18 protein-coding genes are annotated in these 15054 nt (G+C 68.8%); 7 read left to right on the top strand and 11 right to left on the bottom strand.

Features of this window, described 5'->3' with window-relative positions:
* Positions 1-14: 14 nt before the first annotated feature.
* Genes RZE79_RS25740 through rtcA form a run of 4 tightly spaced genes read left to right on the top strand, consistent with a single transcriptional unit; the run spans position 15 to position 3077 of the window.
* On the top strand, positions 15-1244 hold the full coding sequence (locus RZE79_RS25740) for an RtcB family protein (RefSeq protein ID WP_319357389.1): 1230 nt from the start codon (positions 15-17) through the stop codon (positions 1242-1244).
* 2 nt (positions 1245-1246) lie between these two features.
* Complete coding sequence (locus RZE79_RS25735; RefSeq protein ID WP_319357388.1) at positions 1247-1534, top strand: hypothetical protein; 288 nt, start codon at positions 1247-1249, stop codon at positions 1532-1534.
* A 59-nt stretch (positions 1535-1593) separates the two neighbouring features.
* Positions 1594-1947: a zinc-ribbon domain-containing protein gene (locus RZE79_RS25730; RefSeq protein WP_319357387.1), complete on the top strand. Its 354-nt coding sequence runs from the start codon at positions 1594-1596 to the stop codon at positions 1945-1947.
* 23 nt (positions 1948-1970) lie between these two features.
* Entirely contained in the window at positions 1971-3077 is a 1107-nt protein-coding gene (rtcA, locus tag RZE79_RS25725) for an RNA 3'-terminal phosphate cyclase (protein ID WP_319357386.1), read from the top strand.
* A gap of 4 nt (positions 3078-3081) precedes the next feature.
* Here rtcA and RZE79_RS25720 read toward each other — a convergent pair whose 3' ends face one another.
* Positions 3082-3441: an alpha/beta hydrolase gene (locus RZE79_RS25720; RefSeq protein WP_319357385.1), complete on the bottom strand. Its 360-nt coding sequence runs from the start codon at positions 3439-3441 to the stop codon at positions 3082-3084.
* 120 nt (positions 3442-3561) lie between these two features.
* Positions 3562-5220 carry an adenylate/guanylate cyclase domain-containing protein gene (locus RZE79_RS25715; RefSeq protein WP_319357384.1) on the bottom strand — a complete coding sequence of 553 codons (1659 nt, stop codon included), beginning with the start codon at positions 5218-5220 and terminating at the stop codon, positions 3562-3564.
* Positions 5221-5275: 55 nt separating this feature from the next.
* Here RZE79_RS25715 and RZE79_RS25710 point away from each other — a divergent pair, with 55 nt between their 5' ends.
* Positions 5276-5989 carry a Crp/Fnr family transcriptional regulator gene (locus RZE79_RS25710; protein ID WP_319357383.1) on the top strand — a complete coding sequence of 238 codons (714 nt, stop codon included), beginning with the start codon at positions 5276-5278 and terminating at the stop codon, positions 5987-5989.
* A 1-nt stretch (position 5990) separates the two neighbouring features.
* Here RZE79_RS25710 and RZE79_RS25705 read toward each other — a convergent pair whose 3' ends face one another.
* From RZE79_RS25705 to RZE79_RS25690, 4 genes are all read right to left on the bottom strand, one after another.
* Complete coding sequence (locus RZE79_RS25705; RefSeq protein ID WP_319357382.1) at positions 5991-6458, bottom strand: DoxX family protein; 468 nt, start codon at positions 6456-6458, stop codon at positions 5991-5993.
* 130 nt (positions 6459-6588) lie between these two features.
* Positions 6589-7593 (bottom strand): Bug family tripartite tricarboxylate transporter substrate binding protein, encoded by a 1005-nt coding sequence (locus RZE79_RS25700; RefSeq protein WP_319357381.1) that lies wholly within the window; start codon positions 7591-7593, stop codon positions 6589-6591.
* Positions 7594-7639: 46 nt separating this feature from the next.
* On the bottom strand, positions 7640-9052 hold the full coding sequence (locus RZE79_RS25695) for an amidase family protein (protein ID WP_319357380.1): 1413 nt from the start codon (positions 9050-9052) through the stop codon (positions 7640-7642).
* A 120-nt stretch (positions 9053-9172) separates the two neighbouring features.
* Positions 9173-9955: a FadR/GntR family transcriptional regulator gene (locus RZE79_RS25690; RefSeq protein WP_319357379.1), complete on the bottom strand. Its 783-nt coding sequence runs from the start codon at positions 9953-9955 to the stop codon at positions 9173-9175.
* Positions 9956-10128: 173 nt separating this feature from the next.
* Between RZE79_RS25690 and RZE79_RS25685 the strand changes: the two genes are divergently transcribed.
* On the top strand, positions 10129-10887 hold the full coding sequence (locus RZE79_RS25685) for a sulfite exporter TauE/SafE family protein (RefSeq protein ID WP_319357378.1): 759 nt from the start codon (positions 10129-10131) through the stop codon (positions 10885-10887).
* 6 nt (positions 10888-10893) lie between these two features.
* On the opposite strand, the gene RZE79_RS25680 is transcribed toward RZE79_RS25685, so the two are convergent.
* From RZE79_RS25680 to RZE79_RS25665, 4 genes are all read right to left on the bottom strand, one after another.
* Positions 10894-11253 (bottom strand): DUF1428 domain-containing protein, encoded by a 360-nt coding sequence (locus RZE79_RS25680; RefSeq protein ID WP_319357377.1) that lies wholly within the window; start codon positions 11251-11253, stop codon positions 10894-10896.
* A gap of 67 nt (positions 11254-11320) precedes the next feature.
* Entirely contained in the window at positions 11321-12796 is a 1476-nt protein-coding gene (locus RZE79_RS25675; protein WP_319357376.1) for a DHA2 family efflux MFS transporter permease subunit, read from the bottom strand.
* 48 nt (positions 12797-12844) lie between these two features.
* Complete coding sequence (locus tag RZE79_RS25670; protein ID WP_319357375.1) at positions 12845-13264, bottom strand: VOC family protein; 420 nt, start codon at positions 13262-13264, stop codon at positions 12845-12847.
* A 51-nt stretch (positions 13265-13315) separates the two neighbouring features.
* Positions 13316-13759, bottom strand: coding sequence for a VOC family protein (locus RZE79_RS25665; protein ID WP_319357374.1), 444 nt, complete (start codon positions 13757-13759; stop codon positions 13316-13318).
* Positions 13760-13880: 121 nt separating this feature from the next.
* On the opposite strand from RZE79_RS25665, the gene RZE79_RS25660 reads away from it, so the two are divergent.
* Positions 13881-14534 (top strand): TetR/AcrR family transcriptional regulator, encoded by a 654-nt coding sequence (locus RZE79_RS25660; RefSeq protein ID WP_319357373.1) that lies wholly within the window; start codon positions 13881-13883, stop codon positions 14532-14534.
* Positions 14535-14550: 16 nt separating this feature from the next.
* Here RZE79_RS25660 and RZE79_RS25655 read toward each other — a convergent pair whose 3' ends face one another.
* Entirely contained in the window at positions 14551-15045 is a 495-nt protein-coding gene (locus tag RZE79_RS25655) for a MarR family winged helix-turn-helix transcriptional regulator (RefSeq protein WP_319357372.1), read from the bottom strand.
* Positions 15046-15054: the final 9 nt, after the last annotated feature.

The following is a 15054-nucleotide window of genomic DNA, read 5'->3' as shown; positions in this document are numbered from 1 at the left end:
AGAAGGAAAGAAAAATGGAACAGAAGACGAACTACAAGGTGCATGAAGTCGCCAACGGCGTTCCCGTGAAGATGTGGACGAACGGCGTGCCGGTGGAAGACGAAGCGCAGAAGCAACTCGAGAACGCCGCGCGCCTGCCCATCGTGTTCAAGCACATCGCGGCCATGCCCGACGTGCACTACGGCATCGGTGCGACCGTGGGCTCGGTGATCCCGACCTTCAAGGCCATCATCCCCGCCGCCGTCGGCGTGGACATCGGCTGCGGAATGATGGCCTGCAAGACCACGCTCAACGCACGCGACCTGCCCGACAACCTGGGCCCGCTGCGTTCGGCGATCGAGAAGGCCGTGCCGCACGGATCGAATCCCAAGCGCATGGGTCGCGACAAGGGATCATGGGAAACGCCCCCCGATGAAACCGACGCCGCCTGGGCCGAGCTCGTGGACGAGTTCGACCTGATCTGCGAGGACCACCCGCGCATCAAGAACACGAACAACCATAAGCACCTGGGAACGCTGGGTACCGGCAACCATTTCATCGAGGTGTGCCTCGATGAAGCGGGCGCGGTGTGGTTCATGCTGCACTCGGGTTCGCGTGGCGTGGGCAATGCCATCGGCACGCACTTCATCGAACTCGCGAAGAAGGATGCCGAGCTGCACCAGCGCAACCTGCCCGATCAGGACCTGGCGTACTTCGAGGAAGGCGCCCAGTACTTCGGCGACTACGTGCGCGCGGTGGGCTGGGCCCAGAAGTTCGCACGGGCGAACCGCGAAGTGATGATGCAGCGTGTGGTCGCGGCCGCGCGCAAGGTCATCACCAAGCCGTTCGAGGCGCACGTGGAAGCGGTGAACTGCCACCACAACTACGTGAGCCGCGAGACGCACTTCGGGCAAGACGTGCTCGTGACCCGCAAGGGCGCGGTGAGTGCCAAGCTCGGCGAGCTGGGGATCATCCCCGGCAGCATGGGCGCCAAGAGCTACATCGTGCGCGGCAAGGGCAACCCCGAGAGCTTCATGAGCTGCAGTCACGGTGCCGGTCGAAAGATGAGCCGGACGAAGGCCAAGAAGCTCTTCACCGTCGCCGACCAGATCGCCGCGACCGAAGGCGTCGAATGCCGCAAGGACGCCGACGTGATCGACGAGATTCCGATGGCCTACAAGGACATCGACGCGGTGATGGATGCGCAGAAGGACCTGGTGGAGGTGGTTTACACGCTCAAGCAGGTGGTTTGCGTGAAGGGTTGAGCATGGGCGTCGAGTACCGCGTCAAGGTCGCATTGCCGTCGCGCGAAGTCGCGCAAGGCATCTGCAGGAAGGCAGGCATCGGCGGCCATCTGAACGTCGAGGGCGAGCGCGCGGATTTTTATCCGGCGCCGCCGTCGACGCCTTCGGAATGGGCGCAGGCCGTGGTCAGCATCGAGGCGGATGGCTTTGTGGTCTGCCTGCTTGCGAACACCGACTTTGCGCGACAGGTGTTGGGCAGCATCGTTCAACTCGCTGCGGGCGAAGGTATCGTGACAGTGGAAGAGCTATAGGAGGGGATCGGAAGACCGGCCTGCCTTCGTAGCGACGTATTGCGAAGGGTTGAACAAAAATGAAAAGCAACAAGCAACGCCGTGCCGAAATCAAGGCGCACCGCCTCGACCGCGCCGCGCGCGCCGTGGCATTGCAGCAGCGCCACGCCGATGCACGCCCGCTGCGTGCCGAAGGCTTGGCCGCTGCCGACACGGCCCTGCTGGCCGCGCACAACAACACCTACGGCCCGCTGCCCACCTTCTACGTCGACAAGGCGTTCACCTGCCGCGACTGCGGCGCGCAAGAGGTGTGGACGGCCAAGCAGCAGAAGTGGTGGTACGAGGTGGCGCTCGGCAGCATCCACAGCACGGCGGTGCGCTGTCGCGCATGCCGGCTCGGAACGCCGCGAACAAGAACAACGACAAACGACTGAACAAGAAAGAAAGACGTGTCCCGATGACGGAAGCACAAGAAGAACAACGCGCACTCGATGCCGTCGAACTCGACGGCTCCCAAGGCGAAGGCGGCGGCCAGATCCTGCGCACCGGCCTCGCGCTGTCGATGGTCACGGGCCGGCCGCTCACCATCGCGAAGATTCGCGCGGGCCGCGCGAAGCCGGGCCTGATGCGCCAGCACCTCGCGTGCGTGCATGCAGCCGCGGAGATCAGCGGCGCGCAGGTCGATGGCGCCGAGCTGGGTTCGCAGTCGCTGCGCTTCGTGCCGGGACCGGTGCGCGCGGGCGGCTACCGCTTCGCGATCGCCGGCGCGGGCAGCTGCATGCTGGTGCTGCAGACCGTGTTGCCGCCGCTGCTGCTGCAACCCGCGGGGCAGGTCAGCCGGCTGCGACTGAGCGGCGGCACGCACAACCCGATGGCGCCGCCGTTCCATTTTCTGGAGCGTGCGTTCGCGCCGCTGGTGCGCCGCCTCGGCGGCGACCTGCAACTCACGCTGCGCCGTTGCGGCTTCTACCCGGCCGGTGGTGGCGAGGTCGACGCGACGATCGTGCCGGCGGCGGAAGGTGCGCGACTGCAGGCCTTCGATCTGCTGTCGCGCGGTGAGCTGTTGGCGGGCCATGCCGAGTGCCTCGCGCCCGGCCTGCCGCGCCACGTGGCGGCGCGCGAACTCGAAACGGTGGGCGCGGCGATGGGCTGGTCGGCGCACGCCGAGCAGCTGCGCACGGTGCCGACGCGCCAGAACGAGGGGCCGGGCAATGCGCTGCTGGTGACGCTGGCCTACGCGCACCTCACCGAGGTGTTCACGGCCTTCGGCGAGAAGACGCTGAGCGCGGAGCAGGTGGCGCACGGCCTCGTGAAGGAGGTGCGCGCGTTCCAGAAGCACGAGGACGCGGCCGTGGGGCCGCACCTGGCCGATCAGCTCGCGCTGCTGCTGGCACTCGCGGTGTTCCGGCAACCGGGGCAGTCGGGCGCGTTCACCTGCAGCGAAGTGACGCCGCACACGCGCACGAACTGCGAGGTGATCGAGCGCTTCCTGCCGGTGCGTTTCACGATCACCGAAGAAGCTGCGGGCCCGCGCGCGGCGCGGGTGCAGGTGGTGGCGTCGTGAAGGCTTACAGGCCGGCCTGGCGCGTGAAGCTCACGGCCGGCTTCTTGTAGGCAGAGGGCACTTCGTCGCGGTAGAAGGCGCGGCGGTCCAGGCTTTGCAGCGGGTTGTGGGCGGCGGCCACGGCCTGGTCGCGCACGGCCTGGCGGTCGAGCGTGGAGGTCACGGCGACGGTGCCTTCGGCAGCGGCGTCCGAGTATTCATTGCCATTGCGCGCAGCGGCGACGGCTTCGGTGCGCACGTCGGCACGGCTGGCGGCCGAGGTGATGGCGTGCACGCCTTCATACGTTTCGGCGTGGGCTGCACCGGCGGTGCCCAGCAGGGCGATGGCGGTGGCGGAAATGGCGAGGAGTTGCTTGCTGTTCATGATGCGTTTTCCCTTGAGGCTGTGGGCGGCGGACAGTCGTCGTTGCCACAAGCTGCAGTGTGAAACCGCATCACGGAAGGCGCTGTGCGTTTGCGCACCGAATCCGGCAGGTGATGATGCTCAGGGCGTTTTTGCAGCACGCGAATACATCACGGCCAGCGGCTCGGAGCGCCCGCGCACGTCGAGCGTGTCGACCGGCCCGAGCGCGTCTTCGGCACCGGCCTGCTGCGCTGCGAATTGCGAGACCACGAGCCGCGCCGAAGCGGTCTTCGAATGGTCCTGCAGGCGGCTCGCGGTGTTGACCACTTCGCCGATGGCGGTGAAGGTGGTGGTCTCGAGGTAGCCGACCTCGCCGACGGCTGCGCGCCCGGCGTGCAGGCCCATGCCGAAGTCCAGCTGCTGGCCGAACTGGGCCTGGAAGTCGACGTTCCACGCCTCCATGCGCTCGCCGATGAGTTGGGTGGCGCGCAGTGCCTGCCGGCAGGCGGTGGGCAGGTCGCTCTCGAGGCCGAAGATGGCCATCACGCTGTCGCCGATGAACTGGTTGGGCACGCCGCCGCTTTCGCGCACGGCGGCACCCACGATGGCGAAGTAGCGGTCGAGCACGTAGGCGAGGTCGAAGGGCCACTGCCGTTCCGACAGGCCCGACCAGCGCCGCAGGTCGACGAACAAAATCGCCACGTCGCGCTCGTGCCCGAAGCGGCCGACCGGCGCGGGCCGGCCTTCGCGTGGCAGCGGTGCGAACAGCGGCGTCACCTCGATGCTGCCGCGCGGGCGCAGCTGGCAGGCCAGCCGCACGTCGTGTGGGGCGCGCACGCGTTCGAGCGTGCGCTGCTCGTCGCGGCCCGGCGTGCCGATGTGTTCGGGCGCGCCGCTCACACGCACGCGGCAGGTGGAGCAGCGCGCGCGCCCGCCGCAGATCGACACGTGCGCAATGCCGTGCGAGCGGCTGGCTTCGAGCACGCTCCAGCCGGGCGGCACATGCACGGTGCGGTCGGGGTAGCGCAGCGCGACGGTGGCACCGTTTGCCCGTCGGGCGAGCCGGCTGCGCGCCGCGTAGGCCGCGAGCAGTGCCAGCAGCGCCAATGCGTAGTAGAGCTTGAGGTTGGTTTCGGCAGTGTTGAGCGCGCGGCCCTGTTCGGGCGTCGGCAAGGTGACGGGCGGTACGCCGGTCCACTGGAACTCGCGACCCATGGAGACGAAGCCCATCGCGGCGGTCACCGGCAACAGCACGGCGATGGCGAGCAGCGGCGCGAACAGGCGCCGGTAGAGCGGGCGCACACGCAGCGCGAAGTGCAGGCCGAGGCAGCCGTGGGCCCAGGCGGCGAGCATCATGCCCAGCTGCGCGCCCGCACCGGCCAGGTCCCACAGGCCCCAGACCACGCGCACGTAGGAGCCCTCGATGCCGTAGGCCAGGTACGCACCGCGCATCGCGGTGAGGTGGGTGGCCAGCAGCAGCGGCAGCGCAAAACCCAGCAGCACGCGCAAGGCTTCGAGCGGCGGCATGCGCAGGGTGCGGCGCTCCCACAGCGCGGCCACGGCGAGAGCAAGGTGGGTGACGGCGGCGCCGTACAGCAGCAGCGTGCCGGGCAGGCTGTGCCAGAACTTCTGCACGCCGCGCAGCACGGTCTCGGCCGCGGTGAAGGAGACGATGCCCAGCGAATGGTTCAGCAGGTGCGCCGTGATGTAGGCCATCAGCACCAGCCCGCTCGCCCAGCGGAGGTTGCGCCGTGTCGGCGTCCTCAGTGAAAAAGCGGGAGGTGGGGAACGTCTGTCCATGAACGGGTTCGAAGCGGCACCCGAGCATAATGCGCGCGCCTCAATGACCACCGGCATGGCCCTCCCCGAACCCACCCCCCGCTCCAGCCTCGCGCTGCGCCGCATCGCGCTGCTCGAAGGCCTCTCAGACGACCGCTTCGACCAGCTGGCGCGCCAGTGCCTGTGGCACAGCGTGGCGGCCGGCAAGCCGCTGATGCTGCGCGCCGACCTGCAGGGCGAGGTGTTCCTGCTGGTGTCGGGCCGCGTGCGGGTGACGACCTACGCGGCCAACGGCCGGCAGGTGACCTTCCGCGATTCAGACGCCGGCGCGCATTTCGGTGACATCGCCGCTTTGGACGGCGGGCCGCGTTCGGCCGACGTGGTCACGCTCGAACCCTGCGTGGTCGCCAGCCTGGACCGCGCCGCCTTCCTGGCGCTGCTGCGCGAAGAGCCGCTGGTGGCCGAGCGCGTGATGCAGCGGCTGGCCGCGCTGGTGCGGCAGTTGTCGGAACGCGTGATCGACCTGAGCACGCTCGGCGTGCAGAACCGCCTGCATGCCGAGCTGTTGCGCCTAGCGCGCGAGGCGGGCATCGACGGCAACGAGGCCCGGCTGGAGCCCGCGCCCAAGCACGCGGCGCTGGCCAGCCAGATCAGCACCAACCGCGAGCAGGTGACCCGCGAACTCAACACGCTGGTGCGCAGCGGCGTGCTGCGCAAGGACGGCAAGGCGCTGGTGGTGGCCGATGCCGATCGCCTCGCGCAGATGGTGTCGCAGGTGCGCGGCGACTAGATCAGTTCCAGCGGCCGTTGGAGCCAGCGACGCTCAGGCGCCCGGCGCCCATCAGTGCCACGCTCAGCGCGCCGAACAGGTACAGGCCCTGAAGTTCCAGCGCCCAGCCGCCTTGCTTGGTCAGCGCGAACAGGTCGGCCATGTGCACAAGGCCGAGGGCCACGATCATGTTGATGACGACCACGGCGGCGGCGGCGCGCGTCCAGACGCCCGCGATCATCAGCAGCGGCGCGACGATTTCGCCCACGAACACGAGGTAGGCCAGCCCGCCTGGCAGGCCGGCCTTGGCCAGCATGCCGCTGATGAAGCCGACGCCGGCCGAGAGCTTGAAGATGCCGTGCAGCAGCATCAGCACGCCGACCGACACGCGCAGCACCAGCTTGCCTGCGTCGTCGCGGGCAGCCGGCGTGGCAAGGAACGAAGAAGACGCCGAAGCGGCGGAGGCGAGGGGAGCTGCCTGGGTGTTCATGGCGAATCCTTGAGTGAAAAGGAAGAAGGCCGCCACGGACTGCGGCGGTTGCCATGCCAGTGTGGCGACCCGGTCGCCGCGCGTCGGTGCGTTTACGCACACTTTTCGGCGGTTGGGTCGCCGTCCGGCCTCAGTCGCCCTTGTAGCCCGAGGCCTTGATCACCGGCAGCCAGCGTGCGGCCAGCGCATCGGTGTAGCGCACCACGTCTTCGCTCGACGCGCCGGGCAGCAGGTCGTAGCCCACGCGGCCGAGCTTTTCGCGCACATCGGGCATCGCCAGCACCTTGCGCACGGCCCGGTTCCACTGCGCCAGCGTGGCGGGCGCCGTGTTCGCGTGGGCGTAGAGCACGTAGCGCGACGAGGCCACCAGCGTCGGGTAGCCCGACTCGGCGAAGGTCGGCACGTCGGGCAGGCCGTCGGCGCGCTTGTCGCCGGCCACGGCCAGCACGCGCAGCTTGCCCGCGCGGTGGTACTCGGTGAGCGTGGTGGTGGCGTCCATGCCCGAGGCCACCTGGCCGCCGATCAGCTCGGTGACCATGGCCGCGCCGCCGCGGTAGGGCACCAGGGTGGCGCCGCTGCGCGACAGGGCCACGAAGTCCATCGCCAGGAAGTGCAGCAGCGAGCCCACGGTGGTGATGCCGATCGAGCCCTGGTCGGGGTTGGCCTTGGCGGCCTGGACGAACTGGGCCAGCGTCTTCACCGGCGAGGCGGCGCTCACGGCCAGGCCGAACTGGATGCCGCTCACGTCGGTCACGGGCTTGAAGTCGGTGGCCGGGTTGAAGCGCATGTTGGCGTAGATGGCGGGGCCGATGAACATCGGGTCGACCGGCGCCAGCAGCATGGTGGTGCCGTCGGCGGGCGCGTTCTTCAGCACCTCGGCGGCCAGGCGCGTGCCGGCGCCGGGACGGTTGTCGACCATGACGGGGCGGCCCAGCTCGTCCTTGAGCTTTTCAGACAGCAGCCGGCCCATGAAGTCGGCCGGGCCGCCGGCCGGGAAGGGCACGATGAGACGGTTGACCGCCGGCTGCGCGTTCGCGCCGTACGGCAGCAGGCCGCCCAGGCCCGTGGCCGCTGCCGCACGGATGAGGCCGCGCCGTGAGAGCGCCGGGCCGGTGGGGAAAGAGAAGGGGTTCATCGAAAGTCTCCGGGTGGTTGGAATCGTTGGAACAGAGAAAGCAAGCTCAGGACTGCGCGACCAGCGGCGTGAAGCGGGCGGCGTCTTCGAGCACCTGGCCGGCCTCCAGCAGCAGGTCTTCGCGGAAGCGCCAGGCGAGCAGCTGCACGCCGATGGGCGCGCCGCCGGCCATGCCGGTGGGCACCGCGAGGCCGGGCATGCCCAGCGCGGCGGTCGCGAGCAGCGGGCTCTGGGCGTCGATGAGGGCGCGGGCGCGTTCGAGGCTGGCGACGTCTTCGTCCTGCGGGCAGGGGCGCTGCCACGACACGGGCATCAGCACCAGCGGATGGGTCTGCATGAACACCGACCAGCTGCGCAGCAGCGCCTGGCGCCGCGCGAGTGCGTCCAGAAAACCGTCGCGGTCGGTCTCGGCCATGCCTTCGAGCATGTAGCGCTGGCTGCGCTGCATGATGTCGTCGCCATGCTGCTCGACGCCCGCAATGATGTTGCGGCGGCTGTCGTCCACGGTCAGCGTGCGCCACAGGGTGGCGGCCTCGTGGAAGAGCGGCAGCTCCGCTTCGTCGACCTCGTAGCCCGCCTGCTGCAACCAGCGCGCGGCGTCGTCCAGGGCCTGCGTGACGGCCGGGTCGACCGGAATGCCCGGCGTGCGCTTGAAGAGCGCCACGCGCAGCGGGCCGGCGGGGCGCAGCAGCTCGTGCGGCATCGGCACCCAGTTCGGGTCGCGCGCGTCGGGGCGCGCCATGGCCTCGTAGCCCAGGCGCAGGTCGGCGATGCTGCGCGCCAGCGGCCCTTGCACCGACATGAGCTGCGGCGTGATGCCGCGCTCGCTCGTCGCGCTCGGGTTGAAGGCCGGTACGCGGCCGGCCGTGGGACGCAGGCCGGCCACGCCGCAGGCGTACGCGGGGTAGCGGATCGAGCCGCCGATGTCGTTGCCGTGCGCCAGCGCGCCCATGCCGGCGGCCACCGCCGCGGCCGCACCGCCGCTGGAGCCGCCGGGCGTGACGGCCGCGTCCCACGGGTTCAGCGTGCGGCCGTGCACGCCGTTGTCGGTGAACCAGCGCGACGAGTAGGTCGCCGTGTTGCTGCGCCCCACGATGACGGCGCCCGCACTGCGCCAGTGCGCCACCACCGGCGCGTCTTCGCGGGCGATGTGGTCCTTCAGCGGGATCACGCCGTTGGTGGTGGCGTGGCCGGCCTGGTCCACGTTGACCTTGATGCTGACCGGCACGCCATGCAACGGGCCCAGCGCCTCGCCGCGCAAGGTGCGCGCGTCGGCGGCGTCGGCGCTGGCCAGGGCCTCGTCGGCCAGCACCTCGGCCAGCGCATTGAGGCGCGGGTTGAGCTCGGCGATGCGCGCGAGCACGCTGGCCGTCACTTCGCGGCAGGACACCTCGCGGCGGCGCACGGCGTCGGCGATGTGGGCGGCGCTGCGCTGCCAGAGGGCGGGGGATGAGGTCATGGGTGGTCTTTGGGAAAGTTCAGGCAAAGGAAACCCCGCACCCCGGCGTAACCGGGGTGAAGGCAAAAGAGAGCAGGGGGAGAAGCGGGCGGCGGCGGATCAGCGCGCGCCGCGCAGGCGTCAGCCGGTCGGTTTCTTCATGAGCAGGCTGCCGCGGTCGACGCGGGATTCGGCCTCCAGGGCCAGGGCTTCGGCGTGTTCCATGTGCACGCGCATGACCTCGCGCGCACGCACGGGGTCGCGGGCGCGCAGTGCGTCGAGCAGGTCGGTGTGGCTGTGCACCATTTCCTCGTCGAACTGGTCGAACTCCGTGAGCGCGTTGCGCACGATGATCACGCGGCGGATCACGTCGTTGAGCAGGCGGCAGACCAGCGCCAGAAAGGGGCTGCTGCAGGCTTCGGTGAGGCGGTCGTGAAAGAGCAGGTCGGCCTCGCGGCGCTCGTTCCAGTCTTCGCTGCCGCCGTGCGCCGGGTGGCTGTGGCCGATCAGCGCTTCCAGCGCGGCCAGGTCGGCCTCGCTCAGGCGCGTGGCCACGTTGGCGGCCAGCTCAGGCTCGACCACGCGCCGCAGCGCGTACAGCATCGTGATGTCGACCGGCTGGAAGTACAGGAAGTTCGACACCGCCTGCAGGCACTGCTCGTACGAGGCCTGCGTGAGCGTGGCGCCGCCGTTGGGGCCGGTGCTGATCGCGACCAGCCCCTGCACCTGCAGCGCGGCCAGCGCCTCGCGCACCGTGCCGCGCGACACGCCGAGCTGCTCGATCAGCTCTTTCTCCTGCGGCAGCTTGTTGCCGACCTGCTGCTGGGTCTGGACGACCCAGCGCTTGATGTTGTCGACCACCTGGTCGGAGCGCTTCACGCGCTTGTCGCGCGTGAGCGAAGGCTTGGGTTGGGAGGGGGGCATCTGCGTTTCGGGCATTTATGATCATAAATGTCATAAATATGGAAAACGCTGTCAAGCGGGTTGTCCCGTGAGGCGTGCGCCGGGCGGGCCGTCGGCAGGAAATGGGGCTTCCTGCTACGCTCCCGCACGGCCCGCCTGCCCCTGGCGGGCTTTTTTCTGCGCTGCATTTCCCCATGGTCTTTCCCGTCATCACCGACCCGTCGTTCTACGCGGTCGCCGTTCCCGCCGTGCTGCTGCTCGGCATCAGCAAGAGTGGCTTCGGCGCCGGATTCGGGTCGCTGGCCGTGCCGATGATGGCGCTGGCCGTCACCGTGCCACAGGCGGCGGCGATCCTGATGCCGCTGTTGCTGCTCATGGACCTGCTCGGCCTGGCCGCGTTCCGGCGCGACTTCGACCGCTCGCTGCTGGAGTTTTTGATTCCGTTCGGGCTGGTCGGCACGGTGATCGGCACGCTGCTGTTTCGCGTGCTCTCGGCCCACACGGTGGCGGGCATCGTGGGTGTGTTCACGCTGCTGTTCCTGGCGCAGCGCCTGGCGTTTCCGCCCAAGCCGAACGACCCATTGCCGTCGCGCGCGGTGGGTGCGGTGCTGACGGCGGTGTCGGGCTTCACCAGCTTCATCGCGCATGCAGGCGGGCCGCCGATCAATGCCTACGTGATCCCGCTGCGGCTCAAGCCGGTGGTGTTCACGGCGACGATGGCCTACTTCTTCTTCGTGGTGAATCTCAGCAAGTGGATTCCCTACGCGTGGCTCGGCCTGCTCGACTTTCGCACGCTGGCCACCTCGCTCGTGCTGATGCCGATCGCACCGCTGGGCGTGTGGATCGGCATCCGCATCGCACGCCGCATCGATGCGACGTGGTTCTATCGCTTCGTCTATCTGGGCATGCTGCTCACGGGCCTGAAGCTCGTCTACGACGGCTTCCTGGCCTGAGAGACTTCAAAGCTCGACGATCGACTTGAAGCCGCCGAAGATCATCCGCTTGCCGTCGAACGGCAGGGTCTTCGGGTCCATCCCGGCGATGCGCGGGTCGGCCATCACCTTGGCGTTGATCGTGTCGCGGTGCTTGCGCGACTTGTAGACGATCCACGAGAAGGCCACGGTCTCGTCGGCCTTGAGCTTCACGCTTTGCGGGAACGAGGTGAGCTTGCCGGGCTTCACGTCGTCGGCGATGCACTCCACGTACTCGAGCGCGCCATACTCCATCCAGACCTTGCCGGCCTTGCGTGCGAGCTTGCGGTAAGCCTCGACGTTCGCGGTGGGAATGGCAACGATGAATCCGTCTACATAGCGAGCCATGAGTGATCTCCTGAACAAGGGGTAGAAACGTTGAAAAAGAAAAAGCGGGGGCTGCATGGCGCCGTCGTCACGACGACGCCGTCTTGCCCGCCGCGCCCGAGGCCGACGCTGCTTCGTTGTTGTTCTGGGTGTGTCCCGGCGTAGCCGGGCGAAGCAGCAAGACCCCCATCAGACCCGCCGCCGCCGCGAACACGGCGCCGACAAGGAATGCCAGGTTGTAGCCACCATTGAGCGCCAGCGGCATCGCCGCGCCCGTGGTGGCCATGGCGGTGGTGCGTGCCGCCGCGGCGCTGGCCAGCACGGCCAGGCCCAGGGCGCCGCCCATCATGAAGGCGGTGTTGACCACGCCCGAGGCCAGGCCCGAATCGGACGGGTCGACCTCGCTCATGGCCGCCAACAGCACCGGGTTGAAGGCCATGCCCGCGCCCAGGCCCAGCAGCACCATGCCGGGCAGCACGTCGAGCACGAAGCTGCCGTTGACCGGCGCGCGTGCGAACAGCGCCAGCCCGATGGCTGCGAGCCACAGGCCCGCTGCCAGCGGCCTGCGGATGCCGAAGCGCATCACGATCTTGGCCGACAGGCCCAGCGAGAACACCGCCATGATCACGTTGGCCGGCAGGAAGGCCAGGCCGATCTGCATCGGCGTGTACTGCAGCACCAGCTGCATGTACAGCGCCGAGATGAAGAACCACGCGAACATGGCTGCGGCCCACAGCACGCCGACCACGTTGGCCACCGACACGCTGCGCAGCTTGAAGAGGCTCAGCGGCATCAGCGGATGCTTCACGCGCGCCTCGATGGCGATGAAGGCCGCCAGCAGCACCACGGCCGCGCCGAGCAGGCCGATCGTTTGCGTGGAGCCCCAGCCTGCCTCGTTGCCGTTGACCACGCCGTACACCGCGAGCATCAGCGACGCGGTGACGGTGATGGCGCCGGCCACGTCGAGCTTTTCGCCGTGCGCATGGCCGCGCGCGTTCGGCAGCAGCGCCACGCACAGCGCATACACCGCGACGCCGATCGGCAGGTTGACCAGGAAGATCCAGTGCCAGCTCAGCGTGCTCGTGAGCAGGCCGCCCAGCAGCACGCCGATGCTGCCGCCGCCCGCGCACACGAAGCCGTACACGCCCATCGCCTTGGCGCGGTCGGCCGGCTCGGTGAAGAGATTCATGATGAGCGAGAGCGACACGGCCGACACCACCGCGCCGCCCAGGCCCTGCACCGCGCGCGCCGCCACCAGCAGGCCCTGCGAGGTCGAGACCCCGCAGGCCAGCGAGGCCAGCGTGAACAGCACCAGGCCTGCAAGGAACACGCGGCGGTGGCCGTACAGGTCGCCCAGCCGACCGCCCAGCAGCAGGAAGCCACCGAAGGTCAGCATGTAGGCGTTCACCACCCAGACCAATGACGTCTCGGAAAAGCCGAGGTCGGTGCGGATCGAAGGCAGCGCCACGTTCACGATCGTGGTGTCGAGCACGATCATCAGCACGCCCAGGCACAGCACCATCAGGGCGAGCCAGCGCTTTCGGTTGTCGAGGGGTTCGGTCATGGAAGGTGATTCCTGCGAAGAAGAAAAAAGGAGGAGGGGCGGCTCCGCTCAGACCAGCGCCTTGCCGCCGTTGATGAGCCACGGCGTGCCGAAGCTGTCGGTCACCATGCCAAAGCCTTCGACCCAGAAGGTCTTCTCGAAGGGCATGCCGATCGAGCCGCCGTCGGCGAAGGCGTCGAAGATGCGCCGCGCCTCGGCCACGGTGTCGAGCGTGAGCGCCACGCCGAAGCCTTTCATGCCTTCGTAGGACTGGCCGGGCATGCTGTCGGAGGCCATGAGCAGGCCGTCGCCGTAGGCCAGCGACGCATGCATGATCCGCTTCCTGGCGTCGGCCGGCATCTGCTCGGTGCCGGGCGCTTCGCCGACGGTCATCATCATCTGCATCGTGCCGCGCAGCGTCTTCTCGTAGAAGCGCATGGCTTCGGCGGCGTTGCCGTCGAACGTGAGGTAAGCGTTGATAGGGGACATGAGAGTTCCTTGGATGTGAGAGGGTGAGTCAACAAAAAGCAGGCGCGCGCGTCACGCGACGGCCGGGTCTGCCACCAGCAGCCAGCCCACGCCGAAGCGGTCGCTGAGCATGCCGAAGCTGGTCGTGAAGAAGGTCGGCGTCAGCGGCTGGATCACCTGGCCGCCGTCGGCCAGTGCGTCAAACCACTTGCGGACGTCGGCGTCGTTGCCGGCGGACAGCGACAGCATGATTCCCTTGAACTCCGCGTGGCCCGAGCAGCTGCCATCGGACAGCATGAGTTCGGTTTGGCCGACGCGCAAGACCGAATGCATCACTTTGTCAGGGCCGGGCATGCCGCCGGCGCAACCGGCTTCCGCATGGCCCTCGGGGCCGCCGCTGGCCGGCGCCTCGCTGTAGCGCATCAGCTGCACGACTTCGGCGCCGAGCGCCTTTTTGTAGAAGGCAATCGCTTCGTCGCAACGACCTTCGAAGGACAGGTAAGACTGGACTTTCATGGCGTTTCCTTTTGGGTGGGTTACGGGCACAACGGGTCTGGGCGAAAACAATGGAATTACTTTGTGTACACCGTCCACAAAGAATAGCAGAGATAATGGACAGTGTCCACATGGAGTCGCGATGAAGCTCAACAACGTTCCCGAAAGCCTGCCGCCCGCGCGCAGCACCTACCGCCACGGCGATCTGCGCCGTGCGCTGCTGGATGCCGGCATCGAACTGGCGCGGGACGGCGGCCCCAGTGCCGTGGTGCTGCGCGAGGCGACGCGCCGCGTGGGCGTGGTGCCGAATGCGGCCTACCGCCACTTCGCGAGCCGGCACGATTTGCTGCTGGCGGTGCGCGCCGCGGCGCTGTCGGAGGCGGCCAAGGCGATGGAAGGCGAGCTCGCCGTGTTGCCCTGCGACCAGCCGCCCGCCGACTTCGCACGCGCCCAGGTGCGCGCCATCGGCACTGCCTACCTGCGCTTTGCGCAGGCCCAGCCGGGGCTGTTTCGCACGGCCTTCGTGGTGTCGGAAGACGCGCAGGGCGACGTCGGTCCCGACGGCGCGGGCGCCAGCGGCATGAACCCGTTCGAGTTGCTGGGCGCGGCCGTCGACCGGCTCGTGGACGCGGGCCTGCTCGCCCCGGAACGGCGTCCGGGCGCCGAATACCTCGCGTGGTCGGCGGTGCACGGGCTGGCGCTGCTGATCATCGACGGGCCGTTGCGCGGGGTCGACGCGGCGGCCACGCATGCGCTCGGGCAGCGCCTCATCGACATGGTGGAACGCGGCCTGTGATGGCCGCGCTCAGTTCTCAGAGATAGATCTTCTGCAGCAGCTTGATCAGCGTCTCGCGCTCGCGCGCGCTGAGGCGGCTGCTGGCTTCGGTCTCGAGCTGCACCACGGCCTGCTCGGCTTCGCGAATGAGCGTCTCGCCGGTCGGCGTGAGGTGCAGGCCGACGGCGCGGCCGTCGTGCGGATGCGGGCGGCGTTCGATGAGGCCGCGGCTGTCCAGCGCGGCCACTAGGCTCACGAGGTTGGGCGGCAGGATGTCCAGCGTGTTGCACAGCTGCCGCGAGGTGGCGCCCGGGTTGTGCGCCAGCAGCGAGAGCACCGAGAAGTCGATCTGCTTGAGGCCGTAGGGCGCCATGCGGTCGGCGAACACGGTGCTCACGATCAGCCAGGCGCGGCGGGCGTTGTAGCCGACCAGCCCTTCGAGCACGCGGGCATCGAGCCGGTCCGACCGGGGAGACGGCGCGGCGGCGGTATCGGTCCTGGCGGACGTTTTTTTCGCGGGGGAAGGAGGCATGCGGCGAGC

It is taken from the genome of Variovorax sp. EBFNA2, from assembly GCF_033802765.1.
GTDB classification, from domain to species: domain Bacteria; phylum Pseudomonadota; class Gammaproteobacteria; order Burkholderiales; family Burkholderiaceae_C; genus Variovorax; species Variovorax paradoxus_H.
Note: the sequence above shows the minus strand (reverse complement) of the source record. Positions and strands in the feature narration are given on the sequence as shown.

Coding starts and splice junctions, on each gene's coding strand:
- RZE79_RS25665 (WP_319357374.1), bottom strand. CDS start 13,759: ATGAAAGTCCAGTCTTACCTGTCCTTCGAAGGTCGTTGCGACGAAGCG.
- RZE79_RS25695 (WP_319357380.1), bottom strand. CDS start 9,052: ATGACCTCATCCCCCGCCCTCTGGCAGCGCAGCGCCGCCCACATCGCC.
- RZE79_RS25660 (WP_319357373.1), top strand. CDS start 13,881: ATGAAGCTCAACAACGTTCCCGAAAGCCTGCCGCCCGCGCGCAGCACC.
- RZE79_RS25680 (WP_319357377.1), bottom strand. CDS start 11,253: ATGGCTCGCTATGTAGACGGATTCATCGTTGCCATTCCCACCGCGAAC.
- RZE79_RS25720 (WP_319357385.1), bottom strand. CDS start 3,441: ATGAACAGCAAGCAACTCCTCGCCATTTCCGCCACCGCCATCGCCCTG.
- RZE79_RS25735 (WP_319357388.1), top strand. CDS start 1,247: ATGGGCGTCGAGTACCGCGTCAAGGTCGCATTGCCGTCGCGCGAAGTC.
- RZE79_RS25705 (WP_319357382.1), bottom strand. CDS start 6,458: ATGAACACCCAGGCAGCTCCCCTCGCCTCCGCCGCTTCGGCGTCTTCT.
- RZE79_RS25730 (WP_319357387.1), top strand. CDS start 1,594: ATGAAAAGCAACAAGCAACGCCGTGCCGAAATCAAGGCGCACCGCCTC.
- rtcA (WP_319357386.1), top strand. CDS start 1,971: ATGACGGAAGCACAAGAAGAACAACGCGCACTCGATGCCGTCGAACTC.
- RZE79_RS25670 (WP_319357375.1), bottom strand. CDS start 13,264: ATGTCCCCTATCAACGCTTACCTCACGTTCGACGGCAACGCCGCCGAA.
- RZE79_RS25675 (WP_319357376.1), bottom strand. CDS start 12,796: ATGACCGAACCCCTCGACAACCGAAAGCGCTGGCTCGCCCTGATGGTG.
- RZE79_RS25715 (WP_319357384.1), bottom strand. CDS start 5,220: ATGGACAGACGTTCCCCACCTCCCGCTTTTTCACTGAGGACGCCGACA.
- RZE79_RS25690 (WP_319357379.1), bottom strand. CDS start 9,955: ATGCCCCCCTCCCAACCCAAGCCTTCGCTCACGCGCGACAAGCGCGTG.
- RZE79_RS25685 (WP_319357378.1), top strand. CDS start 10,129: ATGGTCTTTCCCGTCATCACCGACCCGTCGTTCTACGCGGTCGCCGTT.
- RZE79_RS25655 (WP_319357372.1), bottom strand. CDS start 15,045: ATGCCTCCTTCCCCCGCGAAAAAAACGTCCGCCAGGACCGATACCGCC.
- RZE79_RS25710 (WP_319357383.1), top strand. CDS start 5,276: ATGGCCCTCCCCGAACCCACCCCCCGCTCCAGCCTCGCGCTGCGCCGC.
- RZE79_RS25700 (WP_319357381.1), bottom strand. CDS start 7,593: ATGAACCCCTTCTCTTTCCCCACCGGCCCGGCGCTCTCACGGCGCGGC.
- RZE79_RS25740 (WP_319357389.1), top strand. CDS start 15: ATGGAACAGAAGACGAACTACAAGGTGCATGAAGTCGCCAACGGCGTT.